Raw genomic sequence first — 19509 nt, forward strand, 5'->3', positions numbered from 1 at the left:
TGCTTTATGCCCCCTGGCAACTACATTCAACCTGCGGCCCTGCGCTGCAACAGCGTGACAGAACAATGAAAAAGACTAGCCTGGCAATCCTCGTGGGTGCGGCCCTGTGTATCGGTGGCGGCATCTGGTATTTCAATCATCAGTCGGGCAAAGCGGCCGGTGGGCAGGATAGCAAAGGGGGCAAGGGCGGACAGGGGCCGACCACGGTGAGCGTGGTCGCGCCGCTGCGACAGGATGTGCCGATGCTGCTGCAAGCCAATGGCAGCGTGACGCCCATCAGCAGCGTCGACCTGCATCCGCAGACGACCAGTACGATCACCAAGGTGCACATCCGCGAGGGCCAGTTCGTCAAACAGGGCGAACTGATGTTTACGCTGGACGCGCGCAGCGAGCACGCGAATGTCGACAAGGCGCAGGCGCAAGTATTGCGTGACCGCGCCTCGGTGCTGGACCTCGAACGCCAGCTCAAGCGCAGCCAGGATTTGCTGAGCAAGAACTTCATCGCCCAGGGCGCCGTGGATACCCTGCAAAGCCAGCTCGACGCGGCACGCGCCTTGCTGGCCGCCGACCAGGCAGCCTTGCGCGCCGCCCAGGTCGATTCCAGCTACACCGTCCTGCGCGCGCCGCAGGGGGGCCGCGTGGGCGCCATCAATGTGTACGCGGGCAGCCTGGTGCAGCCGACTACTTCGCTCACCAGCATCACCCAGCTCGACCCGATCGATGTGGTCTTCACCTTGCCGGAAAGCAGTCTGTCGGGCTTGCTGGCGGCGCAGAAGGCGGGCGAGGTGGCGGTCAAGGCGCTGCTGGCCGATGCGGGCGGCAAGCAGCTCGACGGCAAACTGAGTTTCATCGACAATGCCGTCGATCCCGCCACGGGCGTGATCAAGGTCAAGGCCCGTTTCAATAATGGCGCTACCGACCTGTGGCCTGGCCAGTATGTGAATACGCAGCTGACGGTGCGCACCTTGAAAGATGCGCTGGTCATCCCGCAAAACGCCATCATCACCAATACCACGGGCATCTTCGTGTATTCGATGGAAGCCGATCATACGGCCAAGGTGCGCAAGATTGCCCGCGTGTATGCGTTCGGCCCGAATGCCGTCGTCACCGGATTGACCGGCGACGAAAAAGTCATCGTCGACGGCAAGCAGAACCTGCGTCCGGGTGGCAAGGTGCGCCTGGCGGAAAAACACAAGGCCGCCGATGGCGCCGCCGCAGCGCAGGGCAAGCCAGCATGAACCTGTCCGAACTGAGCATCCGCCGCCCCGTCATGGTGGTGCTGTTGTCCCTCTCCATTATCCTGGCCGGCGTGCTGGCGTATGGCCACATTCCCGTGGCGGCCTTGCCGAGCTATAACACGCCCGTCATCAACGTCAGCGCCGACCTGGCCGGCGCCAGCCCCGAGACCATGGCGTCTTCCGTGGCCTTGCCGCTGGAAAAGCAGTTTTCCACGATTGCCGGCCTGAGCCTGATCACCTCGACGAGTACCCTGGGCAGTACGTCGCTGACCCTGGAGTTTGACGCCAGCATCAATGTCAACGAGGCCGCCGTCGATGTGCAGGCGGCACTGCTGCGCGCGCAGCGCCAGTTGCCGACGGAAATGACGGACTTGCCGTCCTACCGCAAAGTCAATCCGGCCGATGCGCCCGTGCTGTTCATCCAGATGACGTCGCCATCGCTGAACTTGTCGGATCTGAATGATTATGCGGAAAACCTGATTGCGCCCAGCCTGTCGACCTTGCCCGGCGTGGCCCAGGTCAGCGTGAATGGACAGAAACGCTTCGCCGTGCGCGTGCGTGCCCGTGCCGACCTGATGAATGCGCGCAACCTGACGATGGACGAGCTGGCCCAGGCCCTGCGCGCTTCGAACACGAATTCGCCGCTGGGCATCCTCGACGGCCCCAGCCAGACCTTGACCATCCAGGGCAACCCGCAGATGATGAAGGCGGCCGATTTTGCCGAACTCATCGTCGCCACGCGCAATGGCCAGCCCGTGCGGCTGAAGGAAGTGGCCGAAGTGGAAGACAGTTTCCAGTCAACCAAGACGGCCGGCAGTTTCAATGGCGAGCGCTCGATCACCTTGCTGGTGCAGCGCCAACCGGATGCGAACACGGTGCAAGTGGTCGATGCCGTGCGCAAACTCTTGCCCGGTTTCAAGGCGCAATTGCCTGCTTCCATTCAGATCAGCCTGGTCAATGACCGTTCCGTCTCGATCCGCGAAGCGATCCACGACGTCAATCTGACCCTGGCCCTGACGGTGATCCTGGTGGTGCTGGTGATCTTTTTGTTCCTGCACCGCGCGGCCGCCACTTTCATTCCCGCCGTCACCATGCCGATTTCCCTGCTCGGTGCGCTGGCACTGCTGTACTGGCTTGGCTACAGCCTCGACAATATCTCCCTGCTGGGCATCACCCTGGCCGTGGGCCTGGTGGTCGACGATGCCATCGTGGTGCTGGAAAACATCGTGCGCCATATCGAGATGGGCAAGAAACCGATCCAGGCGGCCCTCGTGGGCGCCAAGGAAATGGGTTTCACCATTATTTCGATTTCTGTCTCGCTGGTGGCCGTGTTCATCCCCATCTTCTTCATGCCGGGCGTGATCGGCTTGCTGTTCCATGAGTTTGCCGTCGTCGTCTCGCTGTCCATCCTCGTCTCGGCCATCGTGTCGCTGACCCTGGTGCCGATGCTGGCCAGCCGCTTCCTGCCGGCCGACTCGCGCGAACACAATGACAGCGATCCCACGCATGGCGAAAAGTCCTTCATCGGCCGCCACTTCGAGGCGGGGTTCACGAAGTTGCGCAACGGCTATGTGCATCTGCTCGACAAGGCCCTGGCGCACCGCAACGTGGTGCTGTTTGTTGCCGTGTGTACCTTTGCGCTGACGGTGCTGCTGTACGCGACCATTCCGAAGGGTTTCTTCCCCGAGGAAGACCTGGGCCAGATCCAGGTGAATACGGAAGCGTCGGAGGATATTTCTTCGGCGGCATTGCAGGACTTGCAAGCGCGCGTGGCGGCCGTGCTCAAGGCGGACCCCAGCGTGCAGGATGTGACCTCGTTCGTCGGTGGCGGCAACACGGGCCGCATGTTCATGGTGCTGAAACCGCGCAGCGAACGGCCGAAGATGCCGGTGGTGCTGGAAAACCTGCGCCGCGCGACGAGTACCGTGCCCGGCATGGCCGTGTATTTCCGTCCCGTGCAAAACTTGCAACTGGGCGGACGCCAGAGCAAGAGCCGCTACCAGTACACCTTGCAAAGCGTCAGTCCCGATGCCTTGAATGACTGGGCGGAGAAGTTTATTGCTGGCATGCGCACCGATCCCGCGTTCCGCGACGTCACCAGCGATTCGCAGATCAAGGGCTTGCAGGCGTCCCTGCGGATCGACCGCGACAAGGCCAATCTGCTGGGCGTGCAAATGTCCGATATCCGCACGGCCCTGTACAGCGCCTTTGGCGAGCGGCAAGTGTCGACTATCTATTCTTCGGCAGCGAGCTATTACGTGATCCTGGAAGCGGCCACGGCGGATCGCCAGTATGACGATGCGCTCACGCGCGTGTCCGTGCGCAGCAAGTCGGGCGAACTGGTGAAGCTGTCGAGTATTGCCTACGTGGAACGCACGATTGGCCCCACGTCCGTGAATCACCAGGGGCAGTTGCAGGCCGTAACGATCTCCTTCAACCTGGCGCCGGACGTGCCGCTGGGTGTCGCCACGGGCAAGATCGACGTGATGGGCAAGGACATGAGCTTGCCGGCCTCCATCATCACGCGCTACGGTGGCGATGCGGCCGTGTTCCAGGATTCGCAGTCCAGCCAGATCATCCTCATCATCGCCGCGCTGGCCGTGATCTATGTGCTGCTCGGCGTGCTGTATGAAAGCTATATCCACCCGCTGACCATCCTGGCCGGCTTGCCGTCGGCAGCCGTGGGCGCGCTGTTGACCCTGCGCCTGTTCGGCATGGACCTGACGATGATCGCCATCATCGGCATCTTGATGCTGATCGGTATCGTCAAGAAAAACGCCATCATGATGATCGACTTTGCCCTGCATGCGCAGCGCAATGAGGGCATGAGCCCGCCTGAAGCCATCCGCCAGGCGTGCATCCTGCGTTTCCGCCCCATCATGATGACATCGGCGGCGGCCCTGATGGGCGCCTTGCCCATCGCCCTGGGCCTGGGCGCCGGCGCCGAGCTGCGCCAGCCGCTGGGCCTGGCCGTGGTCGGTGGATTGCTGTTTTCGCAAGTGATTACCCTGTTCATCACCCCCGTCATCTATTTGTTCCTGGACAAGTACAGCGGCACGGGGCCGGTGACGGACGAGCAACTGGTGGCACTCGACAACAAGGCTTGAGCGCTTGCGTTGCCCGTTGCCCTTTGAGCCGTTGACCCGTGACCGGCGCCCCATTCCTGCGTGAATGGGGCGCCGGTTTTGTATGGGCCGTGATACATACGGTAACAACCATCAAGGGACGGCTCGGGTACTCTGGTCAGCGCTGCAAGGAATGTCGCTATCCTGTACGCTTCGGGTTGGAAAGGCCGAGGAAGTGTTCCCAAAAGCAAGGGACTCTGGCACTATGGCTGCCCTGTAATGTTATTTCTTCGCTACACAGAAAGCACGATTCATTTTGCATGACACGACCCATTTGCTGGCTGCCGATTCCGATGTTTGCCCCACCTGCGGGCAAGTGATCCAGCCACTGCCGGCCTACGGGTCCAGGACCAGCACCACGCGCAAGGTTGTGCTCGGCGTGTCCGTCTTGCTGCACGTGCTGCTGGCGGCGTATGTCCTGTTGCGCAGCGACACGATCGAAAAGATCCCGCCGCCGAAGAAGGAAAGCGCGATGGTCTACATCGCGCCCCTGAAGGACAAGCCGCAACCGAAGCCGCAACCGAAACCCACGCCCAAGCCGAAGGACACGAAAGTGGCCAAGGTGAAACCGCCGCCGGCGCCGAGCAAGCGCGTGGTGACCAAGGACGTGCCGCGCGACAAGCCGAAACTGGAAACCTTCACGCCGCCGCTGGTATCGAAAGTGCCGTTGCCGCCGCCGCCAGCTGAAGACATGAGCTCGATGATCGAGCAGCGCCGCAAGCAGCGTCAGGCGCAGAACCCCACGCCGCCGGCCGAAGAAAGCGAGAACGACCGCGCCATGCGCGTGGCCAAGGCGAATATCGCCGGCGCACAGGGGCGCAATTCGGGCAGCGACCGCGAGGATTCGGGCGGCGTGTTTTCCATCGTCAACCAGACTTCGTTCAGTGCCGAAGTCAAGTTCAAGGGCTGGAATGGCAACTTCAAGCGCAATTGGCTGAAGCAGGAAAAAGTGGAACTGGGCAATGAACCCGATATCGAATCGGCCATCATCAAGAAGATGATCCAGTTGATCCGTGCCGAAAAGCCGGGCGACTTCGTGTGGGAATCGCGGCGCCTGGGGCGTAACGTCAACCTCAGCGCCCGCGTGGAAGACACGGCTGAGCTGACTGCCTTCCTGCGCCAGGAATTCTTTTCCGAGAAGCGCCCGGGACGGCGCTAAAAATTAAAAAGGCTGCGCGGTGTGACCGGGCAGCCTTTTTGTCATACGGCGCTGATGATGCTCAGGCCGGTTTATCCGACTCGGTGCCCGGCGCCGCTTCCACGTCGTCTTCCATCTCGATCAGCTCGACCATCTGGGCCGCGCCATCTTCGCTGATGCCGGCCAGTTCCATGATCTTGTCATTGGCTTCGTCGATGCCGACACGTTTCAAGGCCGAGAACAGTTGCACGGTGAACGGGAAGCCGATGCCGTCTTCGTCCACATAGCTGTCGAGCTTGGCTTTCGCCTGACGCAAGGCATTCACGGATTCATTGCGGTTCAGCTTATCGACTTTGGTCAGGATGCAGTGAATTGGTTTACCCGTCGGGGCGAACCATTCCAGCATCTGGACGTCCAGGTCGGTGAACGGACGGCGCGAATCCATGATCAGGACCAGGCCCGCCAATTGCTCGCGGCGCTGCACGTAGTCGCCCAGCAGGCGTTGCCAGTGCAGTTTGGCCGAGCCCGACACTTCCGCGTAGCCGTAGCCGGGCAAGTCGACCAGCAGGCATTCGATCTCTTCGACGATGGTGGCATCCTTGCGGTGCTGCGCCACGTGGGCGCCGCCGATGGAGAAGTAGTTGATGTGCTGGGTACGGCCAGGTGTCTTGGAGGCGAACGCCAAGCCTTTCTGATTACACAAGATGTTGATGGCGGTCGATTTACCGGCATTGGAGCGGCCGGCAAAAGCGATTTCCGGCACCGTGGTATCGGGCAGGTCACGCAATTGGTTGACGGTCGTAAAGAAGCGGGCTTGCCAGAGTTTTGACATGGGAGTAGTAAAGCAACAAAATGGAGCGATAAGGGAGCGATAACGCCAAGAAGCTATTGTACAATAAGGGATTGTTAATTGTTGCCGGCGTAGCAGCGATGCGGCTTGCGGCCCTGAAAATAAATCAAAAATCTCAGGAGCGCGGCAATGTCCACCACTAATTTCTCACTGTCTCAGGGTGCCTGAATGAATCGTGCGTTTTCACCGTTGTTCAAATCCATGCTGCTCGCTTTGCTGGCTGTATCGGCAACTGCTTCCGCGGTCGAAGCACCGAAACCGGCCGTCAAGGCCGATGCCGCCAAGGGCGCTACCCTGTACGCCGATGGCGATGCGGCGCGCGGCTTGCCTGCCTGCGTGTCCTGCCATGGTGCGGCCGGCAACTCGACCATCACGGTCAACCCGAAGCTGGCCGGCCAGCATGAAAGCTATATCTACAAGCAATTGGTTGACTTCACCACGCCGGAGCGCAACCAGCCCGTCATGACGACGTACGCGAAGATGCTCAGCGACGCCGACAAGAAGAATATCGCCGCCTACCTGGGCGCGCAGCTGTCCAAGCCGGGCGCCGCGAAAAACAAGGATACGATTGACCTGGGCAAGAAAATTTACCGTGGCGGTATTGCTTCCAAGCAAGTTGCTGCCTGTGCCAGCTGTCATGGCGCGACGGGCAATGGCATGCCCGTCCAGTATCCGCGCATCGCCGGCCAGCACCAGGACTACACGGTGGCCCAGCTGACGATGTTCCGCAGCACCAAGGCTGATGCCCGCAAGAACAGCGCGCAAATGCACACCATCGCCGCCCGCATGTCGGATGACGAGATTGCCGCCGTGGCCGATTACATCGCCGGCCTGAAGTAAGTTTTCATAGTGGCAAGAGATTGCCAGGCGTACCATCGCGCATGAACTAGGGCGGCCGTCTCAACAGGCTGCCCTTTTTTATGGCAGGGGCCAAAACTGGAGTATGCTGCCGCCTTGCGCGCAGAAACACTCTGCTCCATGCCACATTTTCTTGAAGATTGCATATCCCGTATGAGTATCCACGTATGAGCACAGGCACGACCGGAATCGAGTTAAAGACCCAACGCCGCAGCCTGGCTGAATTCGTCGAGCTGGTCTCGTCGATGCGCTTTGCCATCAGCCTGCTGACCCTGATCGCCGTCGCGTCCATCATCGGCACCGTGCTCAAGCAGAACGAGCCCATGCCCAATTATGTGAACCAGTTCGGTCCGTTCTGGTTCGCCGTCTTCGACAAGCTGAGCCTGTATTCCGTGTATTCGGCCTGGTGGTTCCTGGTGATCATGGGTTTCCTCGTCGCCTCGACCTCGCTGTGCATCGTGCGCAATGCGCCGAAGATGCTCAAGGATATGCGCAGCTGGCGCGACAATGTGCGCGAGCAATCGTTGCGCAATTTCCATCACAAGATGGAATGGCAGGCGCCGCTGCCGCGCGCCGTGCTGGCGCAGCAGATGGTGATGCGCCTGAAAGACAGCGGCTATGCGGCCAAGGTGGTCGAGAAGGACAACGCCACCCTGGTGGCGGCCAAGCGCGGCGCGGCCAATAAATGGGGCTATATCTTTGCCCACGGCGCCATCGTCATCATCTGCGTGGGCGGCTTGCTCGACTCGGAAATGCCGATCCGCGTACAGCAATGGTTTTTTGGCAAGACGCCATTTTCCGGCAGCGGCGTGATTGCCGACATTCCCGCCCAGCACCGTTTGAGCCTGTCAAATCCTACTTTCCGTGGCAACACCATGATCCCGGAAGGCTCGTCGAGCAACACGGCCATCATTCCCCAGGCCGATGGCGTGCTGATCCAGGATCTGCCGATCACGATTTTGCTGAAAAAATTCCACATCGATTTCTACAGCACCGGCATGCCCAAGCTGTTTGCCAGCGATGTCGTCATCACCGACCATGTCACGGGTGAAAGTTTCCCGGCAACCATCAAAGTCAACCAGCCGCTGCTGTACAAGGGCCTGGCCCTGTACCAGTCCAGCTTTGAGGATGGCGGCAGCAAGCTCAAGTTGACGGGTTTTCCCATGACGGGCAAGACGACGAAACGCTTCGATATCGGCGGCGAAGTGGGCGGCAGCACGCCGCTCGAGCGCAGCGATGGCAATTCCTACACGGTGGAATGGTCGGGTTTCCGCCCCTTCAACGTGGAAAACCTCAGCGCCGGCCAGGATGTGCGCGCTGTCAGCAAGGCGGAAAGTTTCAACGATAAATTTGCCGTCGGCCTCGACAAGCGCCTCGGTTCGGCCGCGAAAAATGCGAACAACAAGGATCTCAAGAATGTGGGCCCCTCGGTGCAATACAAATTGCGCGACAAGACGGGCCAGGCGCGCGAGTACCAGAATTACATGCAGCCCGTCACCGTGGATGGCACGACGGTGTTTCTGGCCGGCATGCGCGTCAACCCCAGCGACCCGTTCAGCTATCTGCGCATTCCCGTCGATGACAATTACAGCGTGACGGAATGGATGCGTTTGCGTGCCGCGCTGCAAGATCCGGCGCTGCGCCAGCAGGCTGCCGCGCGCTATGCGGCGCGCGCCATGCCGCAGGCGAACGCGGAAGCCCTGCGCGGCCAGTTGCAGGAATCGGCGGCGAAAAGCCTGGGCATCTTTGCCGGCAATGGGCAAGAGGGTGGTTTCCTCGCCATTTCGCGTTTCCTGGAAAAAGTTCCTGCGGCCGAGCAAGAAAAAGCGGCCGATATCTTCATGAAAATTCTCAACGGCAGCCTGTGGGACTTGTGGCAGGCTGCGCGCGCCCAGGATGGCTTGAAAGCCATCGAGGCCGATGACAAGCACGGCCGCTTCCTGCAACTGGCCACGAATGCGCTGTCCGACAGCTTCTTCTATGGCGCGCCCGTGTATCTGCAGCTCGACGAGTTCACGGAGATCAAGGCGTCCGTGCTGCAGGTGACGCGTTCGCCGGGCAAGAGCGTGGTGTACCTCGGTTGCCTGTTCCTCGTGATCGGCGTGTTTTCCATGTTTTATATCCGCGAGCGCCGCCTGTGGGTGTGGATCAAGGATGGCGAAGGCGGCAGCGAAGCGCTGATGGCCATGAGCACGCAGCGCAAGACCTTGGATTTTGAAAAAGAATTTGAGACTTTGAAGGCAAAGCTGCCGCAATCGGCGTAAGCTGCGCTGAGTTGGATTGGTTGAGTTTCGGGACGCTTGCGCGTCGCCGGGAATGGAGAAAATGATGGAATTGGCAAACAAGCAAATATATACGCAGGAACCAGGATTTTTCAAGCGCCTGAGCCTGATCGATTGGCTGTATGGCGCCGGCTTGCTGGCCGCCTCCCTGTTCGGCCTGATGCGCTTTGGCGCCTTCATGGATATCTATGAAAAGGCTATCCTGCTGGCAGCGGCGCCCACGTTCGCGTGGCTGGGCTGGTACTGGAAGCCCGTGCGCTGGCTGATCCCCGTGGCGGCCGTGCTGTCGCTGTTCGCCATCGAGCTGTACGCGGGCCACCTTGAGATGGCGAACCAGAAATTCTTCCTCAAATACATCTTGTCGAGCCAGTCCGCCATTCTGTGGATGGGCACGCTTTTCGTGCTGTCGACCCTGTTCTACTGGATCGGCCTGGTGGCGCGCTCGGAATTCGGCTCGTCGGTCGGTTCCCTGCTGTGCTGGGCCGGCGTGGTGCTGGGCCTGACGGGCATGCTGGTGCGCTGGTACGAGTCTTACCTGATCGGCGCCGACGTGGGCCATATTCCCGTCTCGAACCTGTATGAAGTGTTCATCCTGTTTTCCTTGATCACGGCCATGTTCTACCTGTATTACGAGCAGCACTATGCGACGCGCCAGCTGGGCGCCTTCGTCATGCTGGTCATTTCGGCAGCCGTGGTGTTCCTGATGTGGTACACGGTCACGCGCGACGCGGCCGAAATCCAGCCGCTGGTGCCGGCCCTGCAAAGCTGGTGGATGAAGATCCACGTGCCGGCCAACTTCATCGGCTACGGCACGTTCGCCCTGTCGGCCATGGTGGCGGCGGCGTATCTGCTCAAATCGAGCGGCTACCTGGTCGACCGCCTGCCGTCGCTGGAAGTGCTCGACGACGTCATGTACAAGGCCATATCCGTGGGCTTTGCTTTCTTCACGGTAGCGACCATCCTGGGCGCCCTGTGGGCGGCCGAAGCGTGGGGCGGCTACTGGTCGTGGGATCCGAAAGAAACGTGGGCGCTGATCGTCTGGCTCAACTATGCAGCCTGGCTGCACATGCGATTGATGACGGGCTTGCGCGGCCGCGTCGCGTCGTGGTGGGCGCTGGTGGGCTTGCTGGTGACGACGTTTGCTTTCCTGGGCGTGAATATGTTCCTTTCAGGCCTGCATTCCTACGGCAAGTTGTAATTGATTTTTGCATGACAGAAGCGTCATGAACGGCCCGGAAAAACTGGTGTAAGGTATATCCAATCACCTTTTTCCGGAGCCGCCATGTTGATCAAGCGCAGTCCCAACGGCATTGAGTTGCCGTTTTCTTCCGAAATCACGCCGCGCGCCGTGTTTGAATCGCGCCGCAGCTTCATCAAGCAAGTGGCCCTGGGCTCCGTGTCCAGCGCGGCCCTGCTGGAAATGGCCAGCCGCGAAGCGTTCGCGCAAGGCACCAATCCCAAGCTGGCTGGCAAGCTCAATCCCGCCTATTCGGCGCTGGAAAAGCAGACGGCCTATAAAGACGCCACCAGCTACAACAATTTCTACGAATTCGGCACGGACAAGAGCGACCCTGCGCAAAACGCGGGCACCTTGCGCACGCGGCCGTGGACGGTCAGCATCGAAGGCGAGGTCAAGAAACCGATGACCCTCGATCTCGATGCGCTGTTAAAACTGGCGCCGCTGGAAGAGCGCGTCTACCGGCTGCGCTGCGTGGAAGGCTGGTCGATGGTCATCCCGTGGGTCGGCTATTCCTTCTCGGAAATCATCAAGAAGGTCGAGCCGACGGGCAATGCCAAGTACGTGGAATTCATCACCCTGGCCGACAAGAAGCAGATGCCGGGCGTGGGTAGCCGCGTGCTGCAGTGGCCGTATACGGAAGGCTTGCGCATCGATGAAGCGAACCATCCGCTGGCACTGCTGACCCTGGGCATGTATGGCGAAACCTTGCCGAACCAGAATGGCGCACCCGTGCGCATGGTCTTGCCGTGGAAATATGGTTTCAAATCCGCCAAATCCATCGTCAAGATCCGTTTCGTCAAGGAACAGCCGCGCACGTCGTGGAACCTGTCGGCGCCGTCCGAATACGGTTTTTACTCGAATGTGAACCCGAACGTCGATCATCCGCGCTGGTCGCAAGCTTCCGAGCGGCGCATCGGCGAAGACGGCTTTCTCACGCGCAAGCGCAAGACCCTGATGTTCAATGGCTACAACGATGTCGCTTCCTTGTACGCGGGCATGGATCTGAAGAAGTTCTTTTAAGGAAAGATCATGGCCCTCAACCCCACGCCGAGACAATTGTCGCTGTTCAAAAGCCTGATCTTTTTGCTGGCGCTGCTGCCGTTTGCCCGCATGGTCTGGCTGACGTACACGGGGCAACTGGTGGAGCCGCTGGAATTCATCACGCGCGGCACGGGCGACTGGACCCTGTATTTTATCTGCATCAGCCTGGCGGTGACGCCCTTGCGGCGCTTCACGCAATGGAATTGGCTGATCAAGCTGCGCCGCATGCTGGGCCTGTTCGCGTTTTTCTACGCGGCGCTGCACTTCACCACGTTTTTATGGTTCGATCACTTTTTTGATGTGCAGGAAATGTGGAAGGATGTGCTCAAGCGGCCCTTCATCACGGTGGGTTTCATCGCCTTCGTCTTGCTCATTCCGTTGGCCGTGACGAGCACGAATGGCATGGTCAAGCGCCTCGGTGGCAAGCGCTGGCAGTGGCTGCACCGGCTGATCTACATCATCGCGCCGCTGGGCATCCTGCATTTCTGGTGGATGAAGGCGGGCAAGCATAATTTCGCGCAACCTATCCTGTTCGGCTGTATCGTCGCGCTACTGCTGCTAATACGCGTGATTTTCGCCTGGAAAAAGCGCGTCAAAAGTAGCAGGGCGGCGCAGGCAGCCACCCCGGTGCGCTCCGTTTAGGTGACTGGCACGATGACCGGTGGCGGCGGCACGGGGGCCGGTTCGACGGGGCCCTTGGCTGGCGCGCCTTTGGCCGCTGGCGGCTTGGGCAAGTACAGGGCGCCGGGCTGGCCGCAGCCGGCCAGGATGCTGGAAACCACAATGGCGGTGCCGATATAAAACGCTGAGGATGACTTCACGATTAGAATCACGGTTTGATTAAGATCTTTGGAGTGTAGCATGAGCGAATCGGAATTCCTGGCCTTGGCCGAAGCCACCCTGACCCAGATCGCCACGGCGCTGGACCGGCTGAACGATGAAGACGTGCTCGACGTCGAATGCAGCCGCAGCGGCAATGTGCTGGAAATCGAATTCATCGACAACGGCACGAAAATCATCGTCAATAGCCAGGCCCCCATGCGCGAGATGTGGGTGGCCGCCCGTTCCGGCGGTTTTCATTACAAGCGCGTGGGCGATGAATGGCTCAACACGCGCGACGGCTCGGAACTGTTTGCCGCCTTGTCCGGCATGGCCAGCGAGCAGGCGGGCGCGACGGTGGTCCTGAAATAAGCTTTTCGCCGCGGCAATAAAAAAGGGCAGCCCGCATGGGTTGCCCTTTTTTATGGCTGAAACGTAGGTCGGATTAGCGCGCAAGCGCGTAATCCGACAACATTGTTAGCGCCGAGGTGGTGTCGGATTACGCGGCTTCGCCGCTAATCCGACCTACCCGATCCACGAAATTGCTGTCAGAACAACTCGTTCTTCACAGCTTCCTTGGCTTTTTCTTCTTCCGGCGTGCCGCGCGCCGCGCCTTCCAGGCTGCCTACGCCCGTGCCCGGCGGATTTTCCGCATAGTAATACTCGTCGCCCACGCGGATCAGGCCTTCCGGCACGGCGCGTTCCTCGACGGGAATGCTTTTCAATGCCTTCGCCATGTAGCTGATCCAAATCGGCAAGGCCAGGCCGCCGCCCGTTTCCCGGTTGCCCAGGTTGCGCGGCTGGTCGTAGCCGATCCAGGCGATGCCCACCAGCTTGGCCTGGTAGCCGGCGAACCAGGCATCGATGGAATCGTTGGTGGTGCCCGTCTTGCCGGCCAGGTCAGGGCGCTTCAAGGCCATGGCCTTGTTGGCCGTGCCGAAGCGCACGACGTCGTTGAGCATGCTGTTCATCATGAAGGCATTGCGCTCGTCGATGACTCTGTTGGCTTCCTCGCCCGCCAGGTCCGGCTTGGCTTGCGACAGGATATTGCCATCGCTATCGGTGACCTTGGCAATCAGGTATGGGTTGATCTTGTAGCCGCCATTGGCGAACACGGCGTAGGCGCCCGCCATCTGCAACGGTGTCACGTTGCCGGCGCCCAGGGCCAGGGTCAGGTACGGCGGGTTCTTGTCCGCATCAAAGCCGAAGCGCGTCGCGTATTCCTGGCCATACTTGGCGCCGATCTTGTGCAGGATGCGGATGGAAATCATGTTCTTCGATTTCATCAAGCCCTTGCGCATGGTCATCGGACCATCGTATTTGCTGTCGTAGTTCTTCGGTTCCCACGCCTGGCCACCCGTCTGGCCCGCGTCGAACGAGATCGGCGCATCGTTGATGATGGTCGCTGGCGACAGGCCCCGTTCCAGCGACGCGGAATAGATGAAGGGCTTGAAGGCCGAACCGGGCTGGCGCCACGCCTGCGTGACGTGGTTGAACTTGTTGCGGTTGTAATCGAAGCCGCCCACCATGGCGCGGATGGCGCCGTCCGTGGTGCTGGCCGAGACGAACGCCGATTGCACTTCCGGCATCTGCGTCAAGACCCAGGCGTTGTTTTCCTGCATGACGCGGATCACGGCGCCGCGCTTGATGCGGCGGTTCGGCGCCGCTTTTTCCGACAGCCAGGCCGCGCCGAAGGTCAGGCCGGGGCCGGTAATGGTGATTTCTTCGCCGGCCGACGTGACTGCCTGCAACGATTTGGGCGATGCCTGCAGCACCATGGCGGCGATGATGTCGTCGCTGTCCGGGTGGTCGGCCAGCTCCGTCTCGATGGCGTCGTCCGCTTCAGCCTTGGTTTTCGGAATCTCGATGTAGGCTTCCGGGCCGCGGTAGCCGTGGCGTTTCTCGTAATCCATCACGCCCTTGCGCAAGGCGATGTAGGCGGCGTCCTGGTCGGCCTTGGTGATGGTGGTGTAGACGTTCAGGCCGCGCGTATAGGTGTCTTCCTTGAATTGCTCGTAGACCAGCTGGCGCGCCATTTCCGACACGTATTCCGCGTGCACGCCGAAGGCGCTGCTGTCGGTCTTCACTTTCAGCTCTTCATTTTTCGCTTCTTCGAACTGCGCCGGGGTGATGTAGCCCAGCTGCGCCATGCGCTGCAGAATGTATTGCTGGCGCATGCGCGCGCGTTTCGGATTGACGACGGGGTTGTAGGCCGACGGCGCTTTCGGCAAGCCGGCCAGCATGGCCGCTTCGGCCACGGTGAGATCCTGGATATTCTTGCCGAAATAGATTTGCGCGGCCGAGGCGAAGCCGTAGGCGCGCTGTCCCAGATAAATCTGGTTCATATACACTTCGAGGATCTGGTCCTTGCTGAGGTTTTTCTCGATCTTCCATGCCAGCAAGACTTCATACGCCTTGCGTTTCAAGGTCTGTTCGCTGGACAGGAAGAAATTGCGCGCCACCTGTTGCGTGATGGTCGAGGCGCCTTGCTTGGCGCCGCCCGTCAGGTTGTGCAGGGCCGCGCGCGTGATGCCCAGATAGTCGACGCCGCCATGTTCATAGAAGCGGTCATCTTCGATGGCCAGCACGGCTTTCTTCATGACATCGGGAATATCCTTGATGTGCACCATGTTGCGTCGCTCTTCGCCAAATTCGCCGATCAGCACACTGTCGGACGTGAACACGCGCAGCGGCATCTTTGGCTTGTAATCGGTCAAGGTATCGAGCGCCGGCAGGTTCGGATAGGCCATGGCCAGGCCAAAGACCACCAGCAAGACGCCGACGATGCCCAGGCCCAGCAGCGATACCAGGGCCATCATCAGGAAACGTTTGGGTTTGCTGCCCTTGGTGGGCGGCTTCGAGCCAGCGGAGCCAGCGGAGTTTGAAGATGTCATGCGTCGTATGTCTTTCGGTTAATTATGCCGGCCAATTATAAGCGAGCTTGCCGGGGTGGCAGCGCGCTGTGGCGCTTGCCGGGGGAGTGTTGAAACTTGTCGATACTCTATATAAGCGTGTATTGGCCCGCTGGCAACCAGGATTTGGTAACAATTATTCTGCGCCAGATCACGGCCGGGCCAGATAGACGCCGCGCGCCGCAGACACCAGCGTGAAATCCGTTTACAAGCCAGCGCTGCCAGGACTAGGCTTGCCGATGGCAGCAACCCCTTCCACGCTGACGTTTCTCTATGAAAAACATATCCATCCGCAGTGTTCTTGGCATCGGCTTGCTGGGCGTCGACATGGCGGACGATGGCGTGCGCGTGGTCGAGTTGAGGCGCCGGCGGGGGAAACTGTCATGCCGGCATTGCGGCAGCGCCGCGCTGCCGGCAGGCGTGATGCTGGAAGGTCATGTCGAAGATCCGCAGGGCCTGGCCAGCGCCGTGCGCCTGGCATGCCGCAACAGTGGCAGCGGCTGCACCCGCGTGGCGCTGGCCATGCCGGCCACGGCCTTGATCACGCATGCGATCCGCCTGCCCGCCGGCTTGCCGGAGGAACAGCTGGAAATCCTGGTGGAGCTGGAGGCGGCCCAATACATGCCGTTTGCACTGGAAGACGCCAGCCTGGATTTTTTCATTCTTGGCCCCGCGCCGCCGCTTGCGGGCCAGACGGGCACGGAGATCGAGGTGCTGCTGGTGGCGGCGCGGCGCGCCAGTGTGCAGCGCCGCCTCGATGCGGCTACGGCGGCCGGCTTGACGCCCGTCGTCATGGATAGCGAGGCGCTGGCCCTGCAGGCGGCACTCGCGCAGGGTGGCTGGCAAGCCTTGCCGGACGGCGGCCTCAGTTATCAGCTGGCCTGGGGGCTGGCTTTGCACCGGTACGCGCGATGACGGCCGTGGCGCAAGTGCCAGGCATCAACCTGTTGCCGCATCGCCAGGCGGCACGGCGCCGGCGCAGTCAGCTGCTGCTGTGGCAACTGGCCTGTGGGGCGCTGCTGGGATTGCTGTTGGCCCTGGCGGCAGGCGCCTGGCTGCAGCAGCAGCTCGACGCGCAGCTGCGCCGCCAGGAGGGCTGGCGCCATGCCATGCAGCAGGTGAATGCCGTCCTCGTCTCCGGCAAGCGGGTGCAGGGCGAGACGGCGGCGCTGCTGCTGCGCCAGCAGGCCATTGCCAGTTTGCAAGAACAACGCCATGCCTGGGTGCGCATGCTGGACGCGCTGGCGCGGGCGATGCCGGCCGGTGTGGCCTTGCACAGTGTGCGCCAGGAATCAACGATGGTGCGCCTGCAAGGGCATGCCATTTCGCAGGAAAAGGTCGCAGCATTGCTGCAGGCGCTGGAGCAGGCAGCACCCTGGTCCCGGCCGGAAGTGATTGAAGTGCGCGGCGCGGCAGAGGGCGCCGTGGAATGGACGATACGGCTGGCGTTGGCACCCGCTGGGCAATCTTAGTCGTGGAGGTTGATCATGCTGAGCTTGAAGACCGCGTCGCTGTGGCCGCTACCCGCGCGCCTCGCTTGCGCCGCCCTGGCCGGTACGCTGGTGGCCGCGCTGCTGCACGCCGCGTGGCTGGATGGGCTGGTGGCCGCCGTGCAGGTGGCGCAAGGCGAGGAGGGCCGCTTGCGCGCCGGGTATCTGGCGGCGCAAGCCAGGGCGAGCCAGTTGCCGCAGTGGCGTGCGCAGCGGCGCCAGGCTGGCGCCGAGCTGGCCCAGCTGGAACAGCAATTGCCCGACCAGCAGGCGATGGCGGTGTTGTTGACGGAGATTAACGCCGCAGGCCAGTCGCGCGGCCTGCAATTTTCGCTGTTCAAGCCGGGCGCGGCCCGGCCGCAAACGCCGTATGTCGCCTTGCCGATTGCCATCCAGTTGCGCGGCGGCTATCACGCCATGGGCGCGTTGCTGGGGGACCTGGCGCGCCTGCCGCGCATCGTCACGGTGCATGAGCTGGCCTTAACCTTGGGCAAGGATCGCTTGCTGACCCTGGATGCCGTGCTGCAGGCGTATCGCTTGCCCGACGCGGGGGAACGGGCGGCGCAAGCGGCTTTGACGCCCCAGGCGGCCGCACCCGCAGCGGCGCCAGCATGGCGTCCGCTTGCCGCTGTCGCGCCGCAGCCGTACGCGGCCGCCTCCCTGGCCGACCCTTTTGGCGCCTTGCCGGCGGCAATCGCGCCGGCTCAGCATGGCGGCGTGGCCGGACCCGACCCGCGCCGTGTGCGCGAGCCGCTGGAAAGCGTCGCCTTGCCGGCCATCAGCATGGTGGGCAGTGTGCAACAGGAAGGGCGCCTGAGCGCGCTGCTGCTGGCGGGCCAGCGCGTGTACCGGGTGGCGGTGGGTCAGTATCTGGGGCCAGACCACGGCGTGGTGACGCAGATCAGCGAACAGGCGCTGCAGTACAAAGAGTTGCTGCCGGACGCGGGCGGCGGGTGGCGTGAACGGCATGGCAGCCTGTCCCTGCAAAGGCCGGGTGACGCCAGGGCCAGTGCGCCGGAGGCCACGCCATGAAGCCGTCTGTGTGGATGTGTTTCATGTGTTGGCTATTGCTGCCTGACGCCGCTCTGGCCGGGGACGAGGCGGTGGTGCAGGTGACGGCGCCGCGCCTGTATGCGGGCGAGAAAATCTCCGTCGATTTCCAGAACGTGGGCGTGCGCGCGGCCCTGCACATCCTGGCCGACGCATCGGGGCAAAACATCATCGCCAGCGACAGCGTGACGGGCAACCTGACGCTGCGCCTGCGCAACTTGCCGTGGGACCAGGCGCTCGACGTGCTGCTGCAGGCGAAGGGGCTGGACATGCGGCGCAATGGCAACGTGCTGTGGATCGCGCCGCGCGAGGAAATGCTGGCGCGCGAAAAACTGGAGCTCGAAGCGCGCGCCCAGATCGCGGAACTGGAACCCTTGCAATCAGCCATCTTCCAGCTCAACTACCAGAAGGCGGAAGCGTTCCGCAGCGTGTTCGGCCTCGATGCGGGGGAAGGGCGCAGCCGGCTGCTGTCGCGCCGTGGCAGTGTGCTGATCGAGCCGCGCACGAATCAATTGTTCGTCACCGACGTGCCGGCGCGCCTGGAGCAGATCCGTCAGCTGATCGCCAAGACAGATATTGCAACGCGGCAAGTGATGATCGAGGCGCGCATCGTCGAGGCGAACGACAGTTTCAGCCGCAACCTGGGCGCGCGCCTGGGTTTTACGGATCAGCGCCTGGCAGCGGGCCAGTTGCCCGGTTTTTCCCTGGGCGGCAGCGGGCGCCGCGCAGCCATCGGCGGCACGTATCAGGGCGTGGGCGAGGCGACGGGGCAAACGGTGGCTGGCGCCGGCGCTTTCGTGCCGAACACGCAATTTGTCAACTTGCCAGCCGCCAGCATCAATGGCTTGCAACCGGCCAGCTTCGCCCTGAGCCTGTTTTCGGCGGCCGCCAACCGCTTCTTGAACCTGGAATTGTCCGCATTGGAAGCCGATGGCAGGGGCAAGATCATTTCCAGCCCGCGCGTGGTGACGGCCGACAAGGTGCTGGCGCTGATCGAGCAGGGCATCGAATTGCCCTACCAGGTGGCCACCAGCAGCGGCGCCACCTCGATCACGTTCCGCAAGGCGAACCTGCGCCTGGAAGTGACGCCGCAGATCACGCCGGACGGCAACGTGGTGCTGGAAGTGGACGTCAACAAGGATAGCGTGGGCCAGGAAACGCGTTCCGGCTTCGCCATCGACACCAAGCATGTGCGTACGCAAGTGATGGTGGAAGATGGCGGCACGGTGGTGCTGGGGGGCATTTATCAGCAATCCGAACGGGGTACGGACAGCAAGGTGCCGCTGCTGGGTGACATCCCCGTGCTCGGTGTTTTTTTCCGCAGCACGGGCCGCAGTCAAGAAAAAACGGAACTGATGGTGTTTATTACGCCGAAAATAGTGGCAGATCGGCCAGCAACACGTTAATGTCACATCTTTACGTTTAAGTAACAATGCAAACGAAAGCGGACTGATGGCGACTATGCG

The 19509-nt window shown here is 61.6% G+C and carries 15 protein-coding genes and 1 pseudogene; 13 read left to right on the forward strand and 3 right to left on the reverse strand.

Going from position 1 to position 19509, the window contains the following annotated elements:
* The first annotated feature begins 65 nt into the window (after positions 1–65).
* The 3 genes from C8C92_RS03490 to C8C92_RS03500 all read left to right on the forward strand — a co-directional run bounded on the left by C8C92_RS03490 (position 66) and on the right by C8C92_RS03500 (position 5522).
* Positions 66–1238 (forward strand): efflux RND transporter periplasmic adaptor subunit, encoded by a 1173-nt coding sequence (locus C8C92_RS03490; protein WP_116743016.1) that lies wholly within the window; start codon positions 66–68, stop codon positions 1236–1238.
* Complete coding sequence (locus tag C8C92_RS03495; RefSeq protein ID WP_116743017.1) at positions 1235–4345, forward strand: efflux RND transporter permease subunit; 3111 nt, start codon at positions 1235–1237, stop codon at positions 4343–4345. The genes C8C92_RS03490 and C8C92_RS03495 overlap by 4 nt, the downstream gene beginning before the upstream one ends.
* A 274-nt stretch (positions 4346–4619) precedes the next feature.
* A complete protein-coding gene (locus C8C92_RS03500) occupies positions 4620–5522 on the forward strand; it encodes a hypothetical protein (protein WP_243420101.1) in 903 nt (300 codons plus the stop codon).
* Positions 5523–5583: 61 nt separating this feature from the next.
* Here C8C92_RS03500 and yihA read toward each other — a convergent pair whose 3' ends face one another.
* Positions 5584–6333 (reverse strand): ribosome biogenesis GTP-binding protein YihA/YsxC, encoded by a 750-nt coding sequence (gene yihA, locus C8C92_RS03505; RefSeq protein ID WP_099760925.1) that lies wholly within the window; start codon positions 6331–6333, stop codon positions 5584–5586.
* Between the two features lie 186 nt (positions 6334–6519).
* Here yihA and C8C92_RS03510 point away from each other — a divergent pair, with 186 nt between their 5' ends.
* The 5 genes from C8C92_RS03510 (at position 6520) to C8C92_RS03530 (ending at position 12414) form a co-directional block, all read left to right on the forward strand.
* Positions 6520–7191, forward strand: coding sequence for a c-type cytochrome (locus C8C92_RS03510; protein WP_099760924.1), 672 nt, complete (start codon positions 6520–6522; stop codon positions 7189–7191).
* A gap of 185 nt (positions 7192–7376) precedes the next feature.
* Entirely contained in the window at positions 7377–9473 is a 2097-nt protein-coding gene (locus tag C8C92_RS03515; protein ID WP_099760923.1) for a cytochrome c biogenesis protein ResB, read from the forward strand.
* Between the two features lie 64 nt (positions 9474–9537).
* A complete protein-coding gene (gene ccsB / locus C8C92_RS03520) occupies positions 9538–10689 on the forward strand; it encodes a c-type cytochrome biogenesis protein CcsB (RefSeq protein WP_034753239.1) in 1152 nt (383 codons plus the stop codon).
* Between the two features lie 84 nt (positions 10690–10773).
* Positions 10774–11751, forward strand: coding sequence for a protein-methionine-sulfoxide reductase catalytic subunit MsrP (msrP, locus tag C8C92_RS03525; protein ID WP_099760922.1), 978 nt, complete (start codon positions 10774–10776; stop codon positions 11749–11751).
* A gap of 9 nt (positions 11752–11760) precedes the next feature.
* Complete coding sequence (locus C8C92_RS03530; RefSeq protein ID WP_116743018.1) at positions 11761–12414, forward strand: protein-methionine-sulfoxide reductase heme-binding subunit MsrQ; 654 nt, start codon at positions 11761–11763, stop codon at positions 12412–12414.
* Here the strand turns inward: C8C92_RS03530 and C8C92_RS03535 are convergent.
* Positions 12411–12593: a lipoprotein gene (locus tag C8C92_RS03535; RefSeq protein ID WP_099760920.1), complete on the reverse strand. Its 183-nt coding sequence runs from the start codon at positions 12591–12593 to the stop codon at positions 12411–12413. The two genes, C8C92_RS03530 and C8C92_RS03535, sit on opposite strands and share 4 nt — an antisense overlap.
* 40 nt (positions 12594–12633) lie before the next feature.
* Here C8C92_RS03535 and cyaY point away from each other — a divergent pair, with 40 nt between their 5' ends.
* Positions 12634–12963 carry an iron donor protein CyaY gene (gene cyaY / locus C8C92_RS03540; protein ID WP_099760919.1) on the forward strand — a complete coding sequence of 110 codons (330 nt, stop codon included), beginning with the start codon at positions 12634–12636 and terminating at the stop codon, positions 12961–12963.
* Between the two features lie 176 nt (positions 12964–13139).
* Here the strand turns inward: cyaY and C8C92_RS03545 are convergent, their stop codons facing one another.
* Complete coding sequence (locus tag C8C92_RS03545) at positions 13140–15485, reverse strand: penicillin-binding protein 1A (protein ID WP_116743019.1); 2346 nt, start codon at positions 15483–15485, stop codon at positions 13140–13142.
* Positions 15486–15776: 291 nt separating this feature from the next.
* Between C8C92_RS03545 and pilM the strand changes: the two genes are divergently transcribed.
* From pilM to C8C92_RS03565, 4 genes and pseudogenes are all read left to right on the forward strand, one after another.
* Complete coding sequence (gene pilM, locus C8C92_RS03550; RefSeq protein WP_116743020.1) at positions 15777–16418, forward strand: pilus assembly protein PilM; 642 nt, start codon at positions 15777–15779, stop codon at positions 16416–16418.
* Positions 16415–16975 (forward strand): PilN domain-containing protein, encoded by a 561-nt coding sequence (locus tag C8C92_RS03555; RefSeq protein WP_116743021.1) that lies wholly within the window; start codon positions 16415–16417, stop codon positions 16973–16975. The genes pilM and C8C92_RS03555 overlap by 4 nt, the downstream gene beginning before the upstream one ends.
* 15 nt (positions 16976–16990) lie before the next feature.
* Positions 16991–18025, forward strand: coding sequence for a pilus assembly protein PilP (locus C8C92_RS03560; protein ID WP_116743022.1), 1035 nt, complete (start codon positions 16991–16993; stop codon positions 18023–18025).
* A gap of 98 nt (positions 18026–18123) precedes the next feature.
* Positions 18124–19449, forward strand: a pseudogene (locus C8C92_RS03565) (type IV pilus secretin PilQ family protein); the annotation flags it as partial.
* Positions 19450–19509: the final 60 nt, after the last annotated feature.

It is taken from the genome of Janthinobacterium sp. 78, assembly GCF_003096775.1.
GTDB classification, from domain to species: Bacteria; Pseudomonadota; Gammaproteobacteria; order Burkholderiales; family Burkholderiaceae_D; genus Janthinobacterium; species Janthinobacterium tructae.